Here is a 23,085-nt window from a genome sequence, read left to right on the forward strand (position 1 = left end):
CTTGCCGGGCGCTGCGCCTAGCGGTTACTCCGACGGCTCCGAGCCTCACAGTTTCTTATGCTCACGCCTGTGATCGATTAGGAGGCCTGTCTGCTTGCTACGCTCGCCGTAGAAGCTCAGATAACCCGAAAGGCGAGGCCAGCGATGACCGTAACCGTACACACAGCACCAGCCCGAATCTCCGCAGAACACCCGGAATGGCAGCGTCTCAAGGCCGCGGCTATTGCCCTGCGGCAACTCCAGGTGCAGGACGGTTCGATCCCCGACCAGGCCGTCCACGCGGCAGCGCACGGCCACGTCGAAGCCCTTGTCAGCGCCATCGAGGCGCTGGCACCGGCATTCCCCCACGATTCGCTGTACCTGGAACTGGTGGCCCGCGATTTTGGCAGCTGGGCCGAAGGCGGGTTCGGCGTGCCGGACTTCCTCGACTCCCTGCTGGCCTTCCAGCCGCAGGCGGACCGAGAGAACGGCCTGCAGCACCTGGTGGTCTTCCCCATGTACACGCAGAACGGCAGCAGCAGCCGGCTGGTGGAGGCTGTCCTCATCGACGTGGTGTGGCCCGACTTCATTGCAGGCCTGGAGCAGGGCGACTACTCAAACCGGCTGTTCGTGCCGATCCGGTTCATTGATTTCACCCCCGGTTACGACACCAACTCGGCAGTCCTCTTCCCCGAAACGGTGGGCGTCCGCGCGACACCGCGGTTCACCTGGGGCGCCATCTTCGCGGACCGCGAGGCCGCACGCTTCCGCCGCGTCCTGCGGGCCGCCGCCGACATCACCTCGCTCGAGCTGCCGGCCGCGGCTGCGGAACTCCTCGAGGACCAGGAGCTCACGGAAAAGACCTTCGTCATGTGGGACCTGATCCACGACCGCACGCACATGCGCGGGGACCTGCCGTTCGATCCGTTCATGATCAAGCAGCGGATGCCGTTCTTCCTGTACTCCCTCGAGGAGCTGCGCTGCGACCTGACGGCCTTCCGGGAGTCGGTGAAGATCGAAAAGGACGAGGCAGCGGATCCGGAAGCCCGCCGGCACGCCAAGCTCGTGCAGTACGCCGTAATTTTCGACCGCATCTTCCGGTTCGCCATAACCGGCAGCCGGGTGCGCAACTACGACGGGCTCGGCGGCCAGCTGCTGTTCGCGTGGCTGCACCAGCACCGCGTCCTCCACTGGACCGACAGCCGCCTGACCATCGACTGGGAGCACGTTGCCGGCGTAGTGGTGGAACTGGGTGCCCGGATCGAAGAGCTCTACTGGCGCTCCATCGACCGGCCCAAGACCGCCCACTGGCTGGCAGCCTATGGACTGATCTCCGGCACCGTTACGCCGAATCCGGCATCTGTCTGGGCCAAGGGGCCAGACGCCCTTCCCCTCGACGGGCCGCCGCGGGGCCTCACCGACCAGGTCCTGGACGACGAGTTCCCGCTGTCCATGTTCTACGAAGCCCTGGAAAAGAAGATGCGTCCCGTCATCGAATCCACCGCGGGCATCACCGGTGCCTCGGATTCTGCGCTGCCGGCGGACGGCCCGGCAGCGGCGGCGGCATGACAGACCGCGGCATGGCCGGCGTCGGCCCGAACGGTGCCAGCCTGCCTGATGGCCGGCCGCTGCGCGTGCTGGTCACGGGCGGCAGCGGACCGTCGGGAATCGCCTCCGTCCGGGCCCTGCTGCAGGCCGGGTTCACCGTCTTCACTGTGGGTTCGGACAAGGCACGCATCGAGGCGGCCGCAGAAAGGGCGGGCGGCGCCACGCCGCTCGTGTGCGACCTCGGCGACCTGGCCGCCGTGCGCGAACTGCAGCAGGAGCTCGCGCGCACGGCCGGAAGGATCGATGGCGTCATCCATCTGGTGGGCGGATGGCGCGGCGCGCAAGGCATCACCAGCCAGACCGATGAGGACTGGGATTTCCTGGAGCGCAGCGCCATAACGACACTCCGGAACGTCACCAGGGTCTTTTACGACGACCTCGCCGTCTCGCCCTGCGGACGGTTTGCCATGGTGTCGTCGACGGCGGTGGAGAGTCCCGCCGCCGGCGTCGCCAGCTACGTGGCGGCCAAGGCGGCCGCGGAAGCGTGGACCATGGCCGTGGCGGATGGGTTCCGCCAGGACAGCCAGGCACCCGGAACCCGAGCCGACGGCGGCCAGCACAGCGCCGCCGTCGTCTTCGTGGTGAAGGCGCTGGTGGACGCGGGCATGCGCGCCAAACAACCGGAACGGAAGTTCCCCGGCTACACGGACGTCGGGGAGCTGGCGGCGGCCGCCGTCGAACTCTTCAGCCAGCCCGCCGCGGAACTCAACGGGCAGCGGCTGCTGCTGGCCCCGGCGCCCGCCGACTCAACTGCACAGAGCGACTCAACTGCACAGAGCGATTCAACTGCACAGAGCGACTCAACTGAACAGAATGCTGCCAGTACACAGAACGCAGCAACTACCTAGACTGAAAGCGTGACCAACGAGATGACAACAACGGTTGAAACTGCCGGCAGCGGCACCATGTCCAGACTGCACGACGCCTCGGTGCGCGGCTTTGCCTCGGACAACTACTCGGGGGTGCATCCCGAGGTGCTGGCCGCGCTGGCCGCCGCCAATGAGGGGCACCAGGTTTCCTACGGCGAAGATGCCTACACGGCCCGCCTGCAGGAGCTGATGGAGGAGCACTTCGGGCCGGGCATCGAGTGCTTCCCGGTGTTCAACGGCACGGGCGCCAACGTGCTGTCCCTGCAGTCGCTCCTCCCGCGCTGGGGTGCCGTGGTGTGTGCGTCGACGGCCCATATCAACATGGACGAGAACGGCGCCCCGGAACGCGTGGGCGGCATGAAGCTGCTGCAGGTGCACACCCCGGACGGCAAGCTGACGCCGGAGCTCATCGACCGCGAGGCGTGGGGCTGGGGTGACGAGCACCGCGCCCAGCCGCTGGCCGTCTCCATCACCCAGACCACCGAACTGGGCACCTGCTACACGGCGGATGAAGTCCGGGCGATCGCCGAGCACGTCCACGCCAAGGGCATGAAACTGCACATGGACGGTGCGCGGCTGGCCAACGCGGCGGCGCACCTGGGCGTTCCCCTCCGGGCCTTCACGCGCGACGCCGGCGTGGACATCCTGTCCTTCGGCGGAACCAAGAACGGGCTGCTGTTCGGCGAGGTGGTGGTGGCGCTGAACCCGGACGCCGCCCAGGGGCTGCTGTTCCTGCGCAAGATGAACATGCAATTGGCCTCCAAGATGCGGTTCATGTCCGCGCAGTTCATCGCGCTGCTCGAAGGTGACCTGTGGCTCCGTTCGGCTGCCCACGCCAACGCCATGGCCGCCCGGCTGCGCGCCGCGGTGGACGGGATTGACGGTGTGGAACCCACGCAGAAGACCGAATCCAACGGCGTCTTTGCGGTTTTGCCGGAGGGGGTGGCGGACAGGCTCCGGGAGTCCTTCCGGTTCTACGACTGGAACGAGGCCACTCGTGAGGTCCGCTGGATGTGCTCCTTCGACACCAGCGAGGAGGACGTCGATGCCTTCGTGGCGGCCATCAAAGCCGAAGTCGCGCGGCACGGATCTGCCCGGGCGGCAGGGCAGTAACATGCGCGGGATTGCGTGAGCAGGCGGCGAGCCTGCCGGAACCGGCGGTTTCCAATGCGTACCCTGCCATTGTGAACGCACTTGCCCAGGTTCCCGCGAATTTCCTGTATGCGCTGGGAACGCTCCGCAAAGCACGCTGCCGCAGCGAGCTGCGCCTCGACGAGATCCCGGCGCCCGCCCGGCTGGCGCCGTTCGCCGTCGCACTCGGCGCCGAGGTCACCGTTCCCAGCGGCGGCACGACCGGCGACAGGGGCCGTTCACCGGTCCACGGTCCGGCGGCCATGGCGCTGGCCCGGTCCGCCGCCGCCGGAACGTCCGCGGGGTCTTCCGCCGGAGACGCTGACGACGACGGCGAGGAACTCGCCACCGGGCGCTTCATCCTGCTGCACGACCCCGACGGGTCGGCCGTATGGGACGGCGAATTCCGGATCGTCACCTACATCCGGGCGCAGCTCGACGCCGAGATGGGCAACGATGAAATGCTCGGCTCCGTGGCCTGGACCTGGCTCGTGGAGGCACTGGAAACCCACAACGCCCCGTACCGCGCCGCTGGCGGCACGGCCACGCGAGTGCTCTCCGAAAGCTTCGGAACGCTGGCGGACCGGCCGGCGTCGATAGACATTGAACTGCGCGCATCGTGGACTCCGGCCAGCGCGGACGTCCAGGCCCACCTCGAGGCGTGGTCGGACATGGTGTGCACCTTCGCCGGCCTTCCACCGCTGCCCGACGGCGTCTCCGCACTTCCGCGCAGGCGCCGCAACTAGGCGCTCCCAAAAGAGCACTGCCCTGCCCTGCCCTGGTCTGCCCTGCCCTGCCCTGGCCTGTCCTGCCTGAAACGGGCTGCCCAAACCGGTGGAGTAATTTCCGCGGCAATTACGGCACGATTCTTTTGCCTAATGCGCTTGGCCGTGTAGAGTCCCGTGCTTAGGTGAGCCTAAGACGGGCTCCTCCGGCAGAAGGTGCTTTACATGACAGCCAACTTCCTCATCGGCCTCCGGGAGGGCCTCGAGGCGACGCTCATCGTCGTCCTGCTGATGGCCTACCTGACCAAGAGCGGCCGCCGCGCGCTGCTCCCCCGGTTGTGGGCCGGAGTGGGAATTGCTGTTGCCGTGTCCGTTGGTTTCGGCGCGCTGCTGACCTTCGGCCCGCGTGGCCTCACCTTCGAAGCGCAGGAGGCGATCGGCGGTGGCCTGTCCATCGTCGCCGTCGGGTTGGTCACCTGGATGGTCTTCTGGATGGCACGCACCGCCCGAACGCTCGGCAGCGAACTTCGCTCCCGCGTTGACGGGGTGGCCGACGGCGCCGCCTGGGGCCTGGTGCTTGTCGCGGCCCTGGCCGTCGGCCGGGAAGGCCTGGAGACCGCTCTCTTCCTGTGGGCCGCAGCCCAGGCCAGCGGCGAATCCGGAACCCCGCTGTTCGGCGCTCTCCTGGGCCTCGCTGTGGCAGCCGGGCTCGGGTACCTGCTGCACCGCGGCGTCCTGAAGGTCAACCTTTCCCGCTTCTTCACCTGGACGGGCGTGGCCTTGGTGGTCATCGCCGGCGGCGTCCTGGCCTACGGCATCCATGACCTGCAGGAAGCCGGCATCCTGCCGGGACTGCACAGTCTTGCCTTCGACGTCTCAGCCGCTGTCCCGCCGTCGTCATGGTACGGCACCCTGCTGAAGGGGACCCTGAACTTCTCCCCCGCCACGACGTGGCTGGAGGCAGCCGCCTGGGTTCTGTACACCGTTCCTGTCATGTTTTTCTACCACCGCGCCAGCTTCGGCCCGCGGCTCCGGCCGGCGGCGGAAGCCCCGGCCGCAACTGCCGCCGTCGCTTCCTGACCGGTCGCTTCCTGACCGGGCAGCGCCTGATTCAACCAACACCGCCCCCAAACCTCCGCTGCATCCCCAACAGCCCAACACCTCCAAGGAATCCACATGCCAGGCTTGACCTCGCCCAAAACCCGCCGGACTGCCGGTGCCCGCCTCGCCGTCGTCGCAGCCACCGCAGTCCTCCCGCTGGCCCTCGCATCCTGCACCGACAACGCCAGCGCCAACGCGACCGGCGCCACCGACGGACCCATCCAGGTGACCAGCACCGATACCGAGTGCAAAGTTTCCGCCGCGGAAGCCCCGAGCGGGAACCTGACCTTCGCCGTCAAGAACGACGGCGCCGAGGTCACCGAGTTCTACGTGCTCGCCGAAGACGGCCTGCGGATCGTGGCCGAGGTGGAGAACATCGGCCCCGGGATCACCCGCAATCTGGTGCTCACCGCGCCGGCCGGCAAGTACACCACCGCGTGCAAACCGGGGATGAAGGGCGACGGCATCCGCGCCGACTTCACCGTCAAGGACTCCGGCCAGCAGGCCACCGTTAACGCCGACCACCAGAAGCTGGTGGACACCGGAGTCACCCAGTACACGGCCTACGTCAAGGACCAGACCGAGCAGCTGGTGGCCGGAACCAAGGAATTCGCCGCTGCCTACGCCGCGGGCGACGCCGCCAAGGCCAAGAGCCTGTACGCCGCCACCCGCATGCACTGGGAACGGATCGAACCCGTGGCCGAATCCTTCGGGGACCTCGACCCCAAGCTCGACGCCCGCGAGGCGGACCTCGAGCCCGGACAGAAGTGGACCGGCTGGCACCGGGCCGAGAAGGATCTGTTCCCGCCGGCCGGCTACAAGGCGCTGACCGCCGCCGAGCGCTCGGCAATCGCCAAGCAGCTGGTGGCCGACACGGAGGAACTCAGTACCCGCACCCGCACGGTGGAGCTCAGCGCGGACAAGCTGGGCAACGGCGCCAAGGAACTGCTTGATGAGGTTGCCCGCGGCAAGGTCACCGGCGAGGAGGAAATCTGGTCCCACACTGATCTCTGGGACTTCCAGGCCAACGTGGACGGCGCCCGGATCGCGTTCGAGAACCTCAAGCCCGCACTTGAGCAGAAGGACGCCGCGCTGGCCAAGGACCTCGACGCCAAGTTCAGTGCACTGCAGGCTGAGCTGAAGAAGCATGCCAAGGGCGACGGCTTTGCCTACTACAACGACCTGACCAAGGACGAGGTCCAGCAGCTCAGCGCCCTGGTGGACGCGCTCGGCGAGCCGCTGTCCAAGCTCACCGCGGCAGTGGTGCTGTGAGCGGCTGCCCCTTCGGCGGCGGCCAGCAGCCGCCGGCTGACGCGCACTCTGACGGTTCCGTGCACTCCGCCGGTTCCGTGCATTCCGCCGCTTCCGTAGCGTCGCCGGAGACGTCCGACGGCGATAACCGCCGCTTGTCCCGGCGCGGACTTCTCGGACTTGCCGGCGTGGGCGGCGCGGGAGCGGTGGCGGGCATCGCCGCCGGCCTGCTCGGACACGACGCCATCGCGGCCGCAGCAGCGCCGCCGGCTGCCAACGATTCCGTCATCCCCTTCTTCGGCGACCGGCAGGCCGGGATCACCACCGCCGCGCAGGACCGCCTCCACATAGCGGCGTTCGACGTCACCACCGAAGACCGTGCGGCCCTGATCGGGCTCCTCAAGGACTGGACCGCCGCCGCTGACGCCATGACCGCGGGCCGGACCACCGGTACCACCGGCGCCGTCGACGGCCCGTACGACGCCCCGCCGGAGGACACCGGCGAGGCACTGGACCTGGACGCCGGCCGGCTCACCCTGACGTTTGGCTTCGGCGCCTCGCTGTTCGAAAAGGACGGCAAGGCCCGCTTCGGCCTTGACGGAAAACGCCCGGACGCCCTGATCGATCTGCCGCACTTTCCCGGCGACGCGCTGGAGCCGGCCCGCACGGGCGGCGACATCGTGGTGCAGGCGTGCGCCGACGATCCCCAGGTGGCCGTGCATGCCATCCGCAACCTGGCCCGGATCGGCTTCGGCAAGGCCCGCGTCCGGTGGTCGCAGCTGGGCTTCGGCCGCACGTCGTCGACGTCGCGCGCGCAGCAGACCCCGCGCAACCTCTTCGGCTTCAAGGACGGGACCAACAACCTCAAGGCCGAGGACACCGCCCTGCTCGACGAGCATGTGTGGGCCGGCGCCGGATCCCGGGCAGGCGAGGCCTGGATGGCCGGCGGCAGCTACCTGGTGGCGCGGCGCATCCGGATGCACATCGAGATCTGGGACCGTACCTCGCTTCGTGAACAGGAAGGCCTGATCGGCCGGACCAAGGGCGAGGGTGCACCGCTGTCCGGCGGCAAGGAGTTCACCGCTCCCGACTTCGCCATCAAAGGCAACGACGGCGAGCCGCTCATTGGCATGGACTCCCACGTCCGTCTGGCCCACGCGGACCAGAACGACGGCGTGCGGATGCTCCGCCGCGGGTACAACTACACCGACGGCTCGGACGGGCTGGGCCACCTCGACGCCGGGCTGTTCTTCATTGCCTTCGTCAAGGACCCGCGGACGCACTATGTGCCGATGCAGATGACGATGGCAAAGCAGGACGTCCTGGCCCTGGAATACCTCAAGCACACGGGGTCCGGCCTCTTCGCCGTACCGCCGGGAGTCAAACAGGGCGGCTTCGTCGGGGAGGGCCTCTTCGCCTGAGCTGCGTTCGCCTGGGCTGTGGTCACCTAGGCTGTGTTCGACTCGGCCCATTTCGTCTATTCACAGTGGCACGCGCCGTATTCACAGCGGCATCCGCAGCGCGCCGCCGTCGGTTCCGACGGCGGCGCGTGCCGTTCCGGACCGGCTTCCGGCATGCTGCCGGTAAACTAGGGTCATCATGACCCCTCAAAATCCGGATAACACCACAGCCGGCGCTCCGGCTGCTGAAAACACACCCCATATAACGGTGGAAGGCTTTGACAGCCGGGTCCCCGTTGTCATTGATCTCGATTCCCCCCGCGACGGGGTGCCTCTGGTCATCGAAACCCAGGCAGGGCTGGAACGCTGCGCCGCCGCCATTGCCGCGGGCACCGGCCCGGCGGGCGTGGACGCTGAGCGCGCCTCGGGCTTCCGTTACGGGCAGCGCGCATTCCTCGTGCAGATCCGCCGGGAAGGTTCCGGCACCTGGCTGATCGACCCCGAGCCGTTCGAGAACCTGCGGATCATCAACGATGCCCTGCACGGCGTCGAATGGATCCTGCACGCCGCCAGCCAGGACCTCCCCTGCCTGTCGGAGCTGGGCATGTGGCCTGACAAGCTGTTCGACACCGAACTGGCAGCCCGCCTGGCCGGTCTCCCCCGCGTCGGCCTCGCGGCCGTCATCGAGCAGCTGCTCGGTTTTGGCCTCGCCAAGGAGCACTCGGCAGCCGACTGGTCCACGCGCCCCCTGCCGGAACCCTGGCTCCGGTACGCAGCCCTCGACGTCGAAGTCCTGACGGAACTGCGCGAGGAACTTATCGAACTGCTCGAAGCGGACGGAAAACTCGAGTACGCCGAGCAGGAGTTCGCCGCGATCCTTTCCGCCGGGCTCGCCGCACCCAGGGTGGACCCCTGGCGCAAGACCTCCGGACTGCACCAGATCCGGGACCGCCGCCAGCTCGCCGCGGTGCGCGAGCTGTGGCTGGAACGCGACGCCCTGGCACAGAAGCGCGACGTGGCCCCCGGCCGGCTCATTCCCGACTCCGCCCTGGTCGCCGCAGCCAAGGCGATGCCGACGACCGTGCCGCAACTGCTGGGCACGAAAGGGTTCCACGGCAGGGCCGCCCAGCGGGAGGCCCCGCGCTGGCTACGGTGCATCGCCGCGGCCCGGGCGCTCGAAGACCTGCCTCCGCTCCACCTGCCCACCAACGCCCCGCCGCCCCCGCGGGTCTGGGCCGACCGCGACCTTGCCGCCGCCGAGCGGCTGCAGACCGCCCGGCCGCTGCTGCAGGAGAAGGCGGACGAACTCAAGCTTCCTCTCGAAAACCTGCTGACCCCGGACTACCTACGCCGCGTCGCGTGGCGGCCACCCGCGGACGTCAGTGAAGCCGCCATTGCCGCTGAACTGCGCGAGCTCGGTGCCCGGCCGTGGCAGATCCGGCTGGTAGCGCCGCTGATCACGGAGGCGTTCCTCAACCCCCAGCCGCTTCCGCCCAAGGAAGCCAGGGAGCCGAAGGAATCCTCCGCGTAGGCTGCCGCCCAGACGCACCGCTGTAGTGGCGGGAAAACACGTAGTGTGCGCCCGGGATTGTCCGTTTTGTCCCACCGCCATGTTCCCGGGACCCGGTGTCCCGATTATCAAAGCAGGGACCTCGGCGAGGAGCGCAGGGGGTTCTCAGCGTTGGGAAGCCCCTGTGCTGCTACCGGGTTTTCGTTCTTGAGCGGTCTAAAGGACTTTTCGATCCGGCCCGACCGTGGGGGCCGGATCCAACCCTTTAGTGTCGGTGCCCTCTGGGATGCTGTGGGTATGGATAACGGAGCAGTTGCGGAGACGTTGGAGGCCATCGGTGCCTCCGCTCTTTCGCTGGCTGCTGAGCTCCGGCGGGCGACTGATCCGGGTCCGGCTCCGCTGGCCCATGAGGCGGATCCTTTGGGGGACCAGGCGGATGCGTGCCTGGGCGGTCTGGCGGGTGTGGCTGCGATGGAGGCCCGGCTGGCGGCGGTGAAGGTGCACCTCGCCGCCAGGTTCGCCGCGGCGGAGGAGGCCATGGCTCCGCCTGAGGTGTCCGCGCAGGACCGCGCCGTCCGGCGGATGTCGGTGACCGCTGAGGTTGCTGGCGTTCTGACCGTGAGCGAGGGGGCGGCGGAGCGGTTGCTGGTCGAATCCGCCAAACTCACCAAGGAACTGCCGCTGGCACTGGCCGCGCTCGGGTCAGGAACTATCTCCTGGCAGCACGGGCGGATCCTGTGTGATGAGACCGAGGGGCTGGGACCCGAAGCGGCGGCGGTGTTTGAGGCGCATTTCCTGGACCCGGACGCACCGAACCCGGCGCGGGGTTGTCCGGCGGGGGAGCTGACGCCGGCGAGGTTCCGGGCGAAGGTCCGGTATTGGCGGGAACGGCATCATCCGGTCAGCATCGAAACCCGCCACCACAGGAGTGTGAAGGACCGGCGGCTGGAGTATGCCCCGGACCGGGACGGGATGGCGTGGCTGTCGGCGTATTTGCCTGCTGACCAGGCGGCCGGGATCTGGAACCGCACCACCGCCGCCGCACGCGCCATGCGGGGCCCGACCGAAACCCGGACCCTGACCCAGCTCCGCGTCGACGCGTTCGCCGGGTGGCTGCTCGGCCCGGCACCGGGAGTCCACGGCGGGGTTGATGTGCCGTCCCCGTCGGCGCAGGTCCTGGTCACGGTTCCGGTGTTTTCGCTGCTTGGCCTGTCCGAGGAGCCCGTCACACTGGACGGGCACGGTCCGATTCCGCCGTCGATGGCCCGCCGGCTCGTCGCCGACGGTGCAACATCATTCCTCCGGGTCCTTGTTGACCCGCGCGACGGCGCGCCTTTGGAGATCGGACGCACCAGCTACCGGCTGACGAAACCGATGCGCCAGTGGCTTCGGCTCCGTGACGCCAAATGCACGTTCCCGGCCTGCAACAACCACTCGCTGGACAATGACGCCGACCACATCCTCGCCTGGGCCGACGGCGGCGGTACCGGCGTCGCCAACCTCGGCCAACCCTGCCCGAAACACCACAGATTGAAACACGCCACAGCCTGGCAACCGGTCGGCGCCACCCGCGACGCCCCGCCGGGCTGGATCTCGCCCATGGGTCGGTCCTACCCGGCCGAGTATCAGGACTGGGAACCACCCACCTGGCCAGAACCACCGCCGGGCCAGGAATGGCGGGAGCTGCCACCCGGCCAGGACTCGCAAGAAACCCAGGACTGGCGGGTACTCCCGCCCGAGTATCACCAGCCGGAACCACCGTTCAACGAAGACTGGCCGGAACCGCTGAACTGTTCCGCACCGGAGGCCCTGCCGGATCGTCCGAACATGCCCGATGGGTTCTTCGGGTTCGACGGCTACCCAGGCCTGGGCGGCTACCAGTGCCCCGAGCCTTCAGAACCTCCTGACGACCTTGACGACAGCGAGAGCCCGATGGCTTCCGACGGCCCTGAACCACCACTGCCGGCAGATCCTTGGCCCTACTGGTCGTCATCCACAGCAGCCTAAGAAGCCACCCGCCTAAATGGCGTGGCCGTCATCAGGCATGCCATGGCCCGTTCCCTGCCCAGTAGGGACGCAGCCCATTCACTCGCGCCGTCCATTCACTCACGCAATCCCTTCAACCACGCCGCGCCCAACCACAGCCACGCGGGACTGTCCCCCCTGTCAACGACCGGCCTGCACGCGCCTCTGTGACAGCCAGACCGCTCCAGGCCGAGCCCGCGCAGGCAGGGACGGCGGCGCTTGCAGCCGATATTACCCACGAGTAACATTGGATTCACCGGTCCCCGATCCCGGCTGTTCCAGCTGTCCAGCTGCCCCGGGGCACCGACCGCATGCCAGTCTCGATGAGGAGCCACAGAATGAGCGCCGCAGAATTCCGCAAGCTTGCCGATCTCTTTCCTGATGAGGCGGTCACTCATTCCTCCGTGCAGGACATCGAACTCCCGGCCGAAGAAGGCCACGCCAGCCCTGGCGTCCTGGCCCTGATCACTCTGGACAACGGGCTCGGCCCCGCCAAACCAACCACGCTCGGTCCCAATACCCTCCTTGAACTGGGCACCGTCCTCCAAGGACTCGGCGAGCGGGCGGCCGCGGGCGAGATCGCGGCCGTGGGTGTGACGGGCAAGCCGAACTTCTTCGTCGCCGGCGCCGACCTCTCCGCGGTGACAAAGCTGCAGGAGCGGGATCACGGCCTGTGGATGGCGCAGCTGGGCCACGACGTTTATGCCACGCTGGCCAACCTGGGCGTTCCGAGCTTCGCCTTCATCAACGGTGTGGCCCTCGGCGGCGGACTGGAGATAGCCCTGCAGTCCACCTACCGCACGGTGTCCACGGGCGCCGGGGCGCTGGCTCTTCCCGAGGCTTTCCTGGGTCTGGTGCCCGGGTGGGGCGGCGTGTACCTCCTGCCGCGGCTGATCGGGCCGGAGAACGCGGTGAAGGTGATGATCGAGAACGCGCTGAACAACAACCGCACGCTGTCCGGCGCCGAAGCCTTCAAGCTCGGCATCGCGGACGCGCTGTTCGAGCCGGAGGGTTTCCTTGAGCAGTCGGTCGCCTGGGCTGCGCGCGTTGTGGCCGGCACCGCGGATTCGGGTACAGCACCCACACGGCCGGCCGCCGTTGATCCCGCCGACCCCGCCGTCGCCGCGCGCTGGGCGGACGCCGTCGCTGCCGGCCGCGCCATCGTCGAGGCCAAGACGTCCAACGCCTCCCCCGCACCGGCCGAGGTGCTGAACATCATGGCCGCGAACCGCACCATGACCCAGTCCGAGTCTGCCGCACTCGAATGCGAAACACTGGCCGGCCTCATGCAGACCGACGAGTTCCGCGCCACTGTGTACGCCTTCCTCGATCTCGTGCAGAAACGGGCCAAGCGGCCCGCCGGCGCTCCCGGCCGCGAGCTCGCCCGGCCTGTCACGAAGATCGGCGTGGTGGGCGCCGGCCTGATGGCCAGCCAGCTCGCGCTGCTGTTCGCACGCCAACTCGGGGTCCCCGTGGTTCTGACCGACATCGCCGAGGACCGGGTGGACAAGGGCGTCAGTTATGTTCACAACGAAGTGGACAAGCTGGTGGCCAGGGGTCGGCTTGCCACCGATGCTGCCACAAAGGTCAAGGCACTCGTGACCGGGTCCGTCTCCAAGGAGCCGTTCGCGGACGCCGACTTCGTTATCGAGGCGGTGTTCGAGGAACTGAACGTCAAGAAGCAGGTATTTGCCGAGCTTGAAGCCATCGTCCGGCCTGACTGCATTCTCGCAACGAACACCTCCTCACTCTCCGTGACGGCGATGGCCGCCGACCTGCGGCACCCGGAACGGCTGGTGGGCTTTCACTTCTTCAATCCCGTGGCCGTCATGCCGCTCCTCGAGATCGTCCGGGCACCGAAGTCCGACGACGCGGTGATCGCCACCGCTTTCGAACTCGCCAGAGGCCTGAAAAAGACAGCAGTCCTGGTCAAGGACGCCCCGGCGTTCGTCGTCAATCGGATCCTGCTGCGGCTCATGGGCGAAGTCACGGCCGCCTTTGACGAAGGCACGCCGGCCGAAGTCGCTGACACCGCACTGCGCCCGATGGGTCTTCCGATGACGCCGTTCACGCTTCTCTCAATGGTAGGACTGCCGGTGGCCCAGCACGTTCAGGAATCCCTGCATGCGGCCTTCGGGGACCGCTTCCCGGTGTCGCAGAACCTGCAGAAACTGATCGACAACAACATCCGGTCCCTGTGGTCCGCGGCCGGGGACGACGGCCGGGAGATCCCTGCAGCCACGTCGGCCCTGATGTCCTTTGGCAGCACACCTTCGACTGCAGATGAGGTCCTCCGCCGGACCCAGGACGCCCTGGCCGAGGAAATCGGGCTGATGCTCGAAGAGGGCGTGGTGGCAGCACCCCAGGACATCGACCTTTGCATGATCCTGGGCGCCGGCTGGCCGATGTTCCTGGGCGGGATCACCCCCTACCTCGACAGGGAGGGAGCCTCGGAGCGCGTCAACGGCAAACGATTCCTGCCGCCGGGCGTGGCGTCCCGTTCCTGACACAGCGGCACCAGCGGCACCGGCGAGGGCGCGGTCAGTGCGGCCGGAGCCGGCCGCCGTCGAGCCTGAGCAGCCGGTGCGCGTGAGCCCTGGCGAAGCCGAGGTCGTGCGTGACCATCACGACGGCGGCGCCGCGGCCGGCGGCCGCTGACACGGCGGCGGTGAGCCGTGTGAGGCCGTGCGCGTCCAGAGCCACAGTCGGTTCGTCGAGCGCGAGCACCGACGGTTCACGCGCCAGGACGGTGGCGAGGGCCAGCAGCCGCTGGCCGGACGCCGGCAGCTCATGGGGATGCGCGTTGCCGTTGTCTTCAAGTCCGACGGCGGCCAAAGCTGCCCGTGCGCGTTCCGGCGCGTCCGACTGGAAGAGACGTTCCAGCCCGAACAGCACCTCCCGGAGAACGGTCCGCTCGAACAACTGGTCATGGGGGTGCTGGAAAAGTAGCCCTAGCCGGCGGGCCACTATGCCAGTCGGAACACCGGCAATGGATTCGCCGGCCACGCGCACGTCGCCGCGAAGCGGCCGGTACAGGCCATTGAAGAGCCGCAGCAGCGTGGACTTTCCGGCACCGTTGGGCCCCGTGACGGCAACGACTTCCCCGGGCATCACCCGCAGCTCAACATCATCCAGGAGCAGGCTGTCTTCTTCAGCCACATGGCCTGCCCCGAAACCGAAGTCCACATTAGCCAGCTCCAAGGCCGCCGTGGGTTCAACGGCTGAGGTCCCAACGGCAGCAACCTCGGCCGCGGGAAGAGTCAACTCCGCGTGCGGAGCGGGCGGCACAGCCCTCGGTTCAGACTCCGGATCGGGCCTGGCCGCCGGTTCCGACGCCGTATCGGGCTTCAGTTCTGGTTCTGGATCCGGGTTTGGGTCTGAGCAGGCGGCCGAGATCACGACGCCGGACTCGGCCAGCGCCTCCCCTTGCCGGATCCGGCCAGGCGGGCCGGCCGCCGTCACTCCCCCATCCTTCAGTACCAGCCAGCGCTCCGCGGCCCCGGTCAGCGCGTCGGCGTGCTGGCTCAGCACCACAACGGCTGTACCCCGGGCCAGCTCGGCACGGACCAGTTCCACGACGGTCCGGATCCCGGCCTGGTCCAAGGACTCGAGCGGCTCGTCGAGGACCAGGACGCCGGGACCGTCGACCACTGCGCAACCCACAGCCAGACGGCGAAGCTCACCGCCGGACAGCGTTGCGGGATCCCGCTGCATGAACCCGTCGAGTCCTGTCCGGCGGGCAATATCAGCCACAGTCCGCACCATCTCCGCCCGCCGGACGCCGCGGTTTTCCAAACTGAACGCGAGCTCCTCCTCCACGGTTCCGCGGACCGCCGACAGCATGGACGCTGCGTCCTGCGGCACGAAGCCGACGTGCCGTGCCCATGCCCCGGGATCAATCCGCGGGTCATCCGCCGCCCCGGTAAAGATGAGCGGACCACTCTGGGCGGGATGCCCGGCCACCTCCAGCTGCAGGCTCCCGGCCAGATTTCCGTCCCGCCCTCCGAGCAGCCACGCGCCAAGGAGGCGGCCCAGCGTGGACTTGCCGCTGCCGGACCCGCCCAGGACTGCCGTCAACGTGCCGGGAGCGGCGCCCACCTCCACCGCCTGCAAAGCTGGGCTCGCGTCGCCGTGGTACGAAAACGAATCAATGGAGGCCAGCAGCGTGGTGGCGGCAGTCCTGTCAGCGATCATCCGGCGCCCCCGCCGGACTGAAAAAGGACGGACTGAAAGAGGACGGACTGAAAAAGGGAGGACAGTGACCCGGCGGCACGTGACCCGGCCGAAAGCGCGTCAGCGACGCGCCACCCCACCGCCGCCAGGGCAAGCAGGATCGCCACCATGCGGAACGCAGCCTGGGCGGCCGAATCGGGAACCTCCGTGTAGCTGGTGCGGGGACCGGCGCTCCGGAACCCCCTGGCATCGAGGGACTGGGCCCGGATGCCGGCGTCGTGCACCAGGCCCAGCACCAGCGGGACCATCTGAAGCCGGATGGCCGCGGCCCGGCTGCCAAGCCCCCGCCCCACCACAAGGCCGCGCGCCTCCTGGGCCTGACGGACCTTCTGCAGCCGCGCAGCGACCAGCGGGGCAAGCAGCAGCGTGGACGCCAGCACATATCCCACCTGCGGCGGTACGCGGCGGGCCGCCAGGGCGGCAACCAGTTCGGGGACCCGGACGCTGAAGGAAAACACCATCAGCACCAGCACGAAGGCGGCGGTCCGGAGCCCCATCTCCAAAGCGAAGGCCAGCCCCTCGGCCGTGACCCGGGCCGGTCCCCAGCTCGCGAGCACGGTGCGCCCCTCCGGGAAGAAGAGTCCGTGGATCACCAGCAGCGAAAGCCAGAACGGCACAATGACGGCAGCCCCGGCCAGCAGGACCCGCCGCACGGTGCCCGAGGCGGCAGAAAGCAGCACTGCGCCGGCTGCCACGGTGAGTGATAACGCCCAACTGCCTGCCGCCGTCGTAATGACCAGGACGGCGACGGCGGCCGTCAGCGCGGTCAGCGGGTTAAGGCGCGTGGACACCTGGCCGGCGGTTCCGGAGTCAGGAATTCCGCGCCGCCGGCTCCTTGCCGGCCAGGACGCGGAAGCGGCGGACGAACGGGAACTGGAACGTCGTGCGCCGGGGCAGGGCGTAGACCAGCATGGCAGCGATGGCGAAGACGATGGCCTTGTCCATGGGATCGGAAATCAGGGCCTGCTTGGTGATGGCGGCCAGCAGGGTGTCGCCCATGGCCCGGAAGGCGCTGACGATCGCACCGGTGCCGGCCCCGGACGTGCCGCCGAAGACGAACGCTGCAATCGGCGCGGACACCACGCCGGCGATGATGCCGGTGACGAAGCCGGCAACCGGGGCCAGGTAGAAGCGGCGGAACAGCCCGTACCGTGCGGCCACCCCGGCCAGGAAGCCGATCAGCGCGGCGCCGGCAGCGAAGGGCAGGACCGTGGGGTTGAAGAACGACCACACGATGCTGCTCAGGGCACCGGTGGCGGCTCCGGCGGCAGGCCCGGCAAGGACGGCGATGAGCACCGTGCCGATGGAGTCGAGATAGAACGGCAGGCCGCTGGTGCCCATGAGCTGTCCCAGCACGATATTCAGGACCAGCGCCACGGGGATGAGCACCACGGTGGACGTGGGCAGGGTGGGAAGCACGCCCACGATCAGCAGCAGGGCGCCGAGGAGGAAGCCGCCCAGCGCGACAAGCGAGGAAACGCTGCCGAGCCCGCCGGCAATGTCGGCAGGCTGGGTGAGGACCAGGAAGACGAACGTGGCGGCGATGGCAGCGGCGCCGAGCAGTTCGAGGACCCTCCGCCGGCGGACAGCTTTTTGGTCCGTGGGAGGGAGGGTCAGGGACGGCTGTGACATGGTGGATCCTTAGGCTGAAAACGGCGGGTCCCGCACCCGTGGCGTGATGTTCCGCGTGCACGGAAGCAGGCGCCTAATGTCACCTCGGCACGGCTACCATCCTACCGACCCGCGTGCACGCCGTGCTACGGTCCCGGCCGGAGAGGCCGCTTCCCAATACCGGCCGCCAGGGCGCCCACCGAGGAGATCAGCTCGTCAAAGCACTGCGCAGGGTCGTTTGAAGTGACGATCCTGGCATTGAACGGCTCCTTCCAGATGCCCCGGAAGTCGGCGACGGTGGTCCCGACCAGACGGGGCGCCTCCGTTTCCACGTGCACGGTGGCCGGCCTCGTGCCGTACGGGGTCCGCCCGATGGCCGCGGCGGCGGCGAAGGCGTCATGCATGTGCGCGATGAAGCCCTGGTCGTAGAGCCGGTGGAACTCCATGTAGAAACGGATGGCATCCGAGAGGCACGCCACTAGCGGATTGCCCGACCGGCTGCGCTGGCCCTCCGGCTGCTCGGCCAGCACGAGTTCCGGTTCAGCCCCGGCAGCCTCGGCGAGACGCTGCAGGTGCTCCGGCCGCAGCTCGATCCGTTCCGTGGTTTCGAGCGCACACACCACCGGCAGGTTCTCCTCCGGCAGCCCGCTGTAGGCGGCGAAGACTTCCGCGGCCGCATGCGGGTCCACGGAAACGTTCCACTCCGCCGTCGGGGTCGTGTTGCCCTGGTAGTTGAAGCAGCCGCCCATGATGACCAGCCCTCCGAGCAGCTTCGGCAGGTCCGGCTCCGCCCGCAGCGCCAGCGCGAAGTTGGTCAGCGGCCCGGTGATGAGGCCGGTGATCTCACCAGGGCGTGCCCTGGCCGCTTCCACCCACACGTCCACGGCATGCCGCGGTGAGATCTCCTGCTGCGGCGGCGGCAGCTCGGCGTAGCCGATCCCCTGCGGTCCGTGGGTTTCCTCGGTGGTGACCAGCGGGATCTCGAGCGGCACTTCCGCGCCGACGGCAACTTCAATGCCGGCCCGCCCGCAGAGTTCCAGCAGGGCGAGGTTGTTCAGCGCCACCTGGCGGGCGCCCGTGTTGCCGGCCGTGCACGTGATGGCCTCGATCCGGACTTCCGGCCGGGACAGCAGGTAGACCAGCGCCAGGGCGTCGTCGATTCCGGTGTCAACATCCATGAGGATGGACGGCATCAGAACAGGGCCACCTTGGGGGTCTGCGGGAAGATTGCATCCAGCTCGTCGAGTTCTGCACGGTCCGGCACCCAGGCCACCGCCCCGGCGTTCTGCCGGACCTGTTCCGGACGGGTGGCGCCGGCAATCACGCTGCTGACCGACGGCTGCGCCGCAAGCCAGGAGAAGGCCACCTGCACTTCGGTCAGGTCGCGGGCGGCGGCGAAGGCACTGAAGGCCTTGAGCTGCTGCCAGTCGGCGTCGTGCACCAGGTTGGTCCGCGTGTGGCTGAGCCGCGAGCCTTCCGGCGCCTGGTCCTGCGCGTACTTGCCGGTCAGGAGGCCGTTCGCCAGCGGGAAGTAAGGCAGCACGCCCAGCCCGTAGGCCTCCGCGGCCGGGGTCACTTCCAGCTCGGCGCGGCGGTCCAGGAGGTTGTAGTGGTTTTGCGCGGAGACAAACCGGGCCCCGCCGCGGGCGCGCGCCACGAATTCGGCCTCGGCGATCTGCCAGCCGGCGCGGTTGGAATGACCGATGTACCGGACCTTGCCCCTCGTGACGAGGTCGTTGAGCGCGTCGAGGGTCTCCTCGATCGGCGTCTGGGGATCGGGCGTGTGGAACTGGTACAGATCGATGTAGTCGGTGCCGAGCCGGCGCAGGGAGGCCTCAGCGGCGCGGATGACGTAGCGGCGTGAACCGCGGGCACCGAAGTCCTCGCCGTTGGCCCCGCGCATGTCCATGCCGAACTTGGTGGCCACTACGACGTCGTCACGCCTGGCCCCCAGGGCCTTGCCGAGCATCGTTTCACTCAGCCCCGGTTCCCGGCCGTAGGTGTCGGCGACGTCGAAGAGCGTCACCCCGGCGTCGAGGGCGGCATGTACGACGGCGTCCGTCCCCTCCTGCGATTCGGTCACCGTGTTGGCCCGGCCCAGGTTGTTGCAGCCGAGGCCAACGACGGAGACGGTCAGTCCGGATTTTCCAAGACGGCGGTATTCAGTCATGGAATCACCCTATAACGGCCCAGGGCACAGCCTTTTCAGGCCAGTCAGGCGGAGGCGAAGTCCAGGCCGTGTTCCTCCAGCGCATCCTGGAGCTGGGCGAGGGTCCGCGGGCAGATGCCCGGCAGCGCCGCCAGCTGGCGCCGGCCGAACTGCGCCAGCTGCTCAAGTGACTCCACACCCGAATGGGCGAGAATCCTGCGGTCGGGCGAGGCGAGGCCCCGCGGAAGCGGCGTGCGGCCCTGCTTGGCTGACTTCTTTGTCATGACGTTCTGCCTTCCCTTGTGCTGTGACTGCTTGAGATGCTGCGACTGCTTGAGGTGCTTGAACTGCCTGGGGTGAAGCTGGCCTAGAGGCTGAAGCCGGCCGCCTGCTTGGGCGAATGCTTGAGCTTCAGGGCCGAGAGGTCGCCGAAGGGGGCGGCGCCGATGCTTAGCTTGGTGAAGTCGAGGTCCTCGCCGCGGATGCAGACCTTGATGGCGTTCACAGCCTTGTTCACGTCCGGGCAGAGGCAGAAGATGTTGAGCTTAGCGTCGCCGAATTCGGAGCGGTCCACAATGCCCAGGCCGCGCCAGGCCAGGTGGCCGGACAAGGCGTCCTTCGCTTTTTCCTCGAGGTAGCGGTCGCGGCTGGTGCCTTCCTTGGTCTTCAGGGCGTACTGGGCCACCACCCAGTATTGCTCCTCGTCAGGAATTTCCGCGTAACCGTCCTCGGTGCAGGCCATCTCGAAGGCGTCCATCAGGCGCTCGGCGGCCTCGGCGTCCGGGACGTCGGTCTCCTGCGTCTTGCTCTGGTGGCCGACGGCGCCGTGGTTCATGACGAACTGGCTGTAGTCCTCGTCGTACCAGGCTTCCCGGAACAGCAGGGTCCCCTCGTCGTCGCGCTTGTAGACCCGGATAATTCCGCTCATGCCCGTCCTCTCGTAAACCAGGTGGTGTCGGTGCCGTCGAAGGGCGCTTCCTGGCCCTTGACGGCAAGGAACAGGGCGTCACACTCGGCCTGCATGGCGCGCACCAGCGTCTCAGGGTACTCCATGCTGAGCCGGTGCTCGGCGAACTCATCCTCGTCGTCGACGAACACGCCGCGCGTCACGGAGCGGATGACGTCGAGGTCCATGTCGACGACGTGGAATTCCGTTACGCCGGACTTGATCCGGCGCCACGCGTGGCCCGTCGCCAGGTCGACGTAAACCCGGAAGTCGCCCGGGTAGGTGTCATCGTAGAAGGTAACCACGAACTCGCCCGTGCGCGGAACCAGTAGCACGGCGTCGGCCGCGGTGTAGAAGGCGGCGCCGGGGCGGGAGCAGAACTCATTGGCCGGCTGGAAGATCCACCAGCCGTGCCGGTCCTCGCCTAGGTACCGGCCGGGCACCACCCAGTGAGCCGTGCCGTCCCACTTGCGGTTCCGGGACACCACCAGTTCGCCTGGCTGCAGGGAATCGGGCTCCCTCACAGTTTGGGCAGGCTTCCGGTGGTGGGGTGTTCCTGGCCGGGCAGCGGGCGCGCGAACGGGACCTTGGTCCCGAGCACCTGGGCAACGACGTCGTGGGTGATCTGCTGGGCGGTGAGACCCACCCGTTCCAGCACCTGGCTCCGTGTTCCGTGGTCCAGGAACTCGACCGGCAGGCCCACCTCGTTCAGGGCAGTGTCCACGCCGGCGGCGCGCATCTCCTGGCGAATCCGGGAGCCGACTCCCCCGGCACGGACGCCGTCCTCGATGCAGATGACCAGGCGGTGCCTTGCGGCCAGGGCGATGATCGACTTCCGGACCGGAAGGACCCAGCGCGGGTCGACGACGGTGGAACTGATGCCCTGGGCACCCAGCCGGTTGGCGACGTTCAGGGCCAGTTCGGACATGGCGCCCACGCTGACGATCAGGACATCGTTCTCCGTAGATCCGGCCGGGCGGCGGGACAGCACGTCCACGCCGTCGTCGAGGCGTTCGATGGCCTCGACCTCGGCGCCGACGGTGCCCTTGGAATAGCGGATAACAGTGGGGACGTCCTCGATGGCGACGGCTTCGCGGAGTTCCTCGCGCAGCCTGGTGGCGTCGCGCGGCGCGGCCAGGTGCAGCCCGGGAACGATCTGGACCATGGCCATGTCCCACATTCCGTGGTGGCTGGCGCCGTCGGGGCCGGTGACGCCGGCGCGGTCCAGGACGACCGTTACGCCGGCCTTGTGCAGGGCGACGTCCATCAGGAGCTGGTCGAAGGCTCGGTTGAGGAAGGTGGCGTAGACGGCCACCACCGGGTGCAGCCCGCCGAAAGCCATGCCGGCGGCGGAAGTTAGTGCGTGCTGTTCGGCGATGCCGACGTCGAACACGCGTTCCGGGTGCCGTGCAGCGAACTTGTGCAAGCCGACCGGAATGAGCATGGCGCCGGTGATGCCGACGATGTCCTTACGCTCGTCGGCGATGTCCGCGATCTCGTCGGCGAACACCGACGTCCAGGACTTGGCGCCGCCGGCTTCTGCGGGCTCGCCCGTCTCGGGGTCGATGATTCCGACGGCGTGGAACTGGTCCGCTTCGTGGGCACGGGCGGGTGCGTACCCATGGCCCTTTTCGGTCATTGCGTGCACGATGACCGGGCCGGCGTAATTCCTGGCGGTGGAGAGGGCGTGTTCCATGGCCTGGAGGTTGTGGCCGTCCACCGGGCCGATGTACTTCATGCCGAGGTCCTCGAACATGCCCTGCGGGGCCCACCAGTCCTTGATGCCCTTCTTCATGGCATGCAGGCTCTTGTAGGTGAACTGGCCGGCGGGGCCGCCGTTCTGGAGCTTTTTCTTCCACCAGTCAAGGGCACCCTCGTAGGCGGGGGCGGCACGAAGGGAGTCAATGGTGGGGCGCAGCGACGCCAGGTAGTCGGCAAAGCCGCCGACGGTGGGCGCGTAGGAGCGGCCGTTGTCGTTCACGACGATCACGACGCGGCGCTTCTTGTCCGCCGCGATGTTGTTGATGGCCTCCCAGGCCATCCCGCCGGTAAGCGCGCCATCCCCGACGACGGCGACGACGTACCGGTCGCCGTCACCGGTCAGCTGGCGGGCGCGGGAAATGCCGTCGGCCCAGGACAGCGAGGAGGAGGCGTGGGAGCTTTCGACGATGTCGTGCTCGGACTCGGCGCGGTCCGGGTAGCCGGACAGGCCGCCCTGCTGGCGGAGGGTGCTGAAGTCGTGCCGTCCGGTGAGGAGCTTGTGCACGTAGGACTGGTGGCCGGTGTCAAAGACGATGCTGTCGCGGGGCGAATCGAAGATCCGGTGCACCGCCATGGTCAGTTCGACGACGCCGAGGTTGGGACCCAGGTGCCCTCCCGTCTGGGAGACGTTGCCGATCAGGAATTCCCTGATCTCGGCGGCCAGCTGATCCAGCTGCGCCGCGGACAACTTGCTCAGGTCCTGCGGATTCCGGATGGTCTCCAAGATTCCCAACGGCCCCTCCTTCGGCTGGTAGACATGCCTATTAACTCTAACGCCTCCACGCA

The 23,085-nt window shown here is 68.3% G+C and carries 19 protein-coding genes; 10 read left to right on the forward strand and 9 right to left on the reverse strand.

Annotation, left to right across the window (positions count from 1 at the left end; all coding sequences use genetic code 11):
* Positions 1-144 precede the first annotated feature (144 nt).
* From ACFVTE_RS12240 to ACFVTE_RS12285, 10 genes are all read left to right on the forward strand, one after another.
* Positions 145-1,548: a DUF6421 family protein gene (locus ACFVTE_RS12240; RefSeq protein ID WP_387100728.1), complete on the forward strand. Its 1,404-nt coding sequence runs from the start codon at positions 145-147 to the stop codon at positions 1,546-1,548.
* Positions 1,545-2,435, forward strand: a complete 891-nt coding sequence (locus ACFVTE_RS12245; protein ID WP_387100730.1) for an SDR family oxidoreductase — start codon at positions 1,545-1,547, stop codon at positions 2,433-2,435. The genes ACFVTE_RS12240 and ACFVTE_RS12245 overlap by 4 nt, the downstream gene beginning before the upstream one ends.
* 21 nt (positions 2,436-2,456) lie before the next feature.
* On the forward strand, positions 2,457-3,569 hold the full coding sequence (locus ACFVTE_RS12250) for a threonine aldolase family protein (RefSeq protein ID WP_387100972.1): 1,113 nt from the start codon (positions 2,457-2,459) through the stop codon (positions 3,567-3,569).
* A gap of 68 nt (positions 3,570-3,637) precedes the next feature.
* Entirely contained in the window at positions 3,638-4,333 is a 696-nt protein-coding gene (locus tag ACFVTE_RS12255; protein WP_387100974.1) for a DUF3000 domain-containing protein, read from the forward strand.
* A gap of 204 nt (positions 4,334-4,537) precedes the next feature.
* On the forward strand, positions 4,538-5,392 hold the full coding sequence (gene efeU / locus ACFVTE_RS12260; RefSeq protein ID WP_387100732.1) for an iron uptake transporter permease EfeU: 855 nt from the start codon (positions 4,538-4,540) through the stop codon (positions 5,390-5,392).
* A 96-nt stretch (positions 5,393-5,488) separates the two neighbouring features.
* Complete coding sequence (gene efeO, locus ACFVTE_RS12265; protein WP_387100734.1) at positions 5,489-6,685, forward strand: iron uptake system protein EfeO; 1,197 nt, start codon at positions 5,489-5,491, stop codon at positions 6,683-6,685.
* A 77-nt stretch (positions 6,686-6,762) separates the two neighbouring features.
* A complete protein-coding gene (gene efeB / locus ACFVTE_RS12270; RefSeq protein ID WP_387100976.1) occupies positions 6,763-8,085 on the forward strand; it encodes an iron uptake transporter deferrochelatase/peroxidase subunit in 1,323 nt (440 codons plus the stop codon).
* A 178-nt stretch (positions 8,086-8,263) separates the two neighbouring features.
* Entirely contained in the window at positions 8,264-9,595 is a 1,332-nt protein-coding gene (locus ACFVTE_RS12275) for an HRDC domain-containing protein (RefSeq protein ID WP_387100735.1), read from the forward strand.
* 276 nt (positions 9,596-9,871) lie between these two features.
* The gene (locus ACFVTE_RS12280) at positions 9,872-11,581 is read left to right on the forward strand and encodes a DUF222 domain-containing protein (protein ID WP_387100737.1); all 1,710 of its coding nucleotides are present in this window, start codon (positions 9,872-9,874) and stop codon (positions 11,579-11,581) included.
* A 356-nt stretch (positions 11,582-11,937) separates the two neighbouring features.
* Positions 11,938-14,106: a 3-hydroxyacyl-CoA dehydrogenase NAD-binding domain-containing protein gene (locus ACFVTE_RS12285; RefSeq protein WP_387100739.1), complete on the forward strand. Its 2,169-nt coding sequence runs from the start codon at positions 11,938-11,940 to the stop codon at positions 14,104-14,106.
* Between the two features lie 34 nt (positions 14,107-14,140).
* On the opposite strand, the gene ACFVTE_RS12290 is transcribed toward ACFVTE_RS12285, so the two are convergent.
* The 9 genes from ACFVTE_RS12290 to dxs form a co-directional block, all read right to left on the reverse strand.
* Positions 14,141-15,793, reverse strand: coding sequence for an ABC transporter ATP-binding protein (locus ACFVTE_RS12290; protein ID WP_387100741.1), 1,653 nt, complete (start codon positions 15,791-15,793; stop codon positions 14,141-14,143).
* Positions 15,790-16,623, reverse strand: a complete 834-nt coding sequence (locus ACFVTE_RS12295; protein ID WP_387100742.1) for an energy-coupling factor transporter transmembrane component T family protein — start codon at positions 16,621-16,623, stop codon at positions 15,790-15,792. Before ACFVTE_RS12295 ends, ACFVTE_RS12290 begins: the two co-directional genes overlap by 4 nt.
* A gap of 19 nt (positions 16,624-16,642) precedes the next feature.
* Positions 16,643-17,464, reverse strand: coding sequence for an ECF transporter S component (locus tag ACFVTE_RS12300; RefSeq protein ID WP_387100744.1), 822 nt, complete (start codon positions 17,462-17,464; stop codon positions 16,643-16,645).
* Between the two features lie 125 nt (positions 17,465-17,589).
* A complete protein-coding gene (locus tag ACFVTE_RS12305) occupies positions 17,590-18,636 on the reverse strand; it encodes a nucleoside hydrolase (RefSeq protein WP_387100746.1) in 1,047 nt (348 codons plus the stop codon).
* The gene (locus ACFVTE_RS12310; protein WP_387100747.1) at positions 18,636-19,613 is read right to left on the reverse strand and encodes an aldo/keto reductase; all 978 of its coding nucleotides are present in this window, start codon (positions 19,611-19,613) and stop codon (positions 18,636-18,638) included. The genes ACFVTE_RS12305 and ACFVTE_RS12310 overlap by 1 nt, the downstream gene beginning before the upstream one ends.
* A gap of 44 nt (positions 19,614-19,657) precedes the next feature.
* A complete protein-coding gene (locus tag ACFVTE_RS12315; RefSeq protein ID WP_387100749.1) occupies positions 19,658-19,876 on the reverse strand; it encodes a hypothetical protein in 219 nt (72 codons plus the stop codon).
* Between the two features lie 83 nt (positions 19,877-19,959).
* On the reverse strand, positions 19,960-20,520 hold the full coding sequence (locus ACFVTE_RS12320; RefSeq protein ID WP_387100750.1) for a hypothetical protein: 561 nt from the start codon (positions 20,518-20,520) through the stop codon (positions 19,960-19,962).
* Positions 20,517-21,062, reverse strand: a complete 546-nt coding sequence (locus tag ACFVTE_RS12325; RefSeq protein WP_387100752.1) for a DUF402 domain-containing protein — start codon at positions 21,060-21,062, stop codon at positions 20,517-20,519. Before ACFVTE_RS12325 ends, ACFVTE_RS12320 begins: the two co-directional genes overlap by 4 nt.
* Positions 21,059-23,032: a 1-deoxy-D-xylulose-5-phosphate synthase gene (gene dxs, locus ACFVTE_RS12330; RefSeq protein WP_387100754.1), complete on the reverse strand. Its 1,974-nt coding sequence runs from the start codon at positions 23,030-23,032 to the stop codon at positions 21,059-21,061. The genes ACFVTE_RS12325 and dxs overlap by 4 nt, the downstream gene beginning before the upstream one ends.
* Positions 23,033-23,085 lie beyond the last annotated feature (53 nt).

The organism is Arthrobacter sp. NPDC058097, assembly GCF_042884885.1.
Taxonomy (GTDB): domain Bacteria; phylum Actinomycetota; class Actinomycetes; order Actinomycetales; family Micrococcaceae; genus Arthrobacter.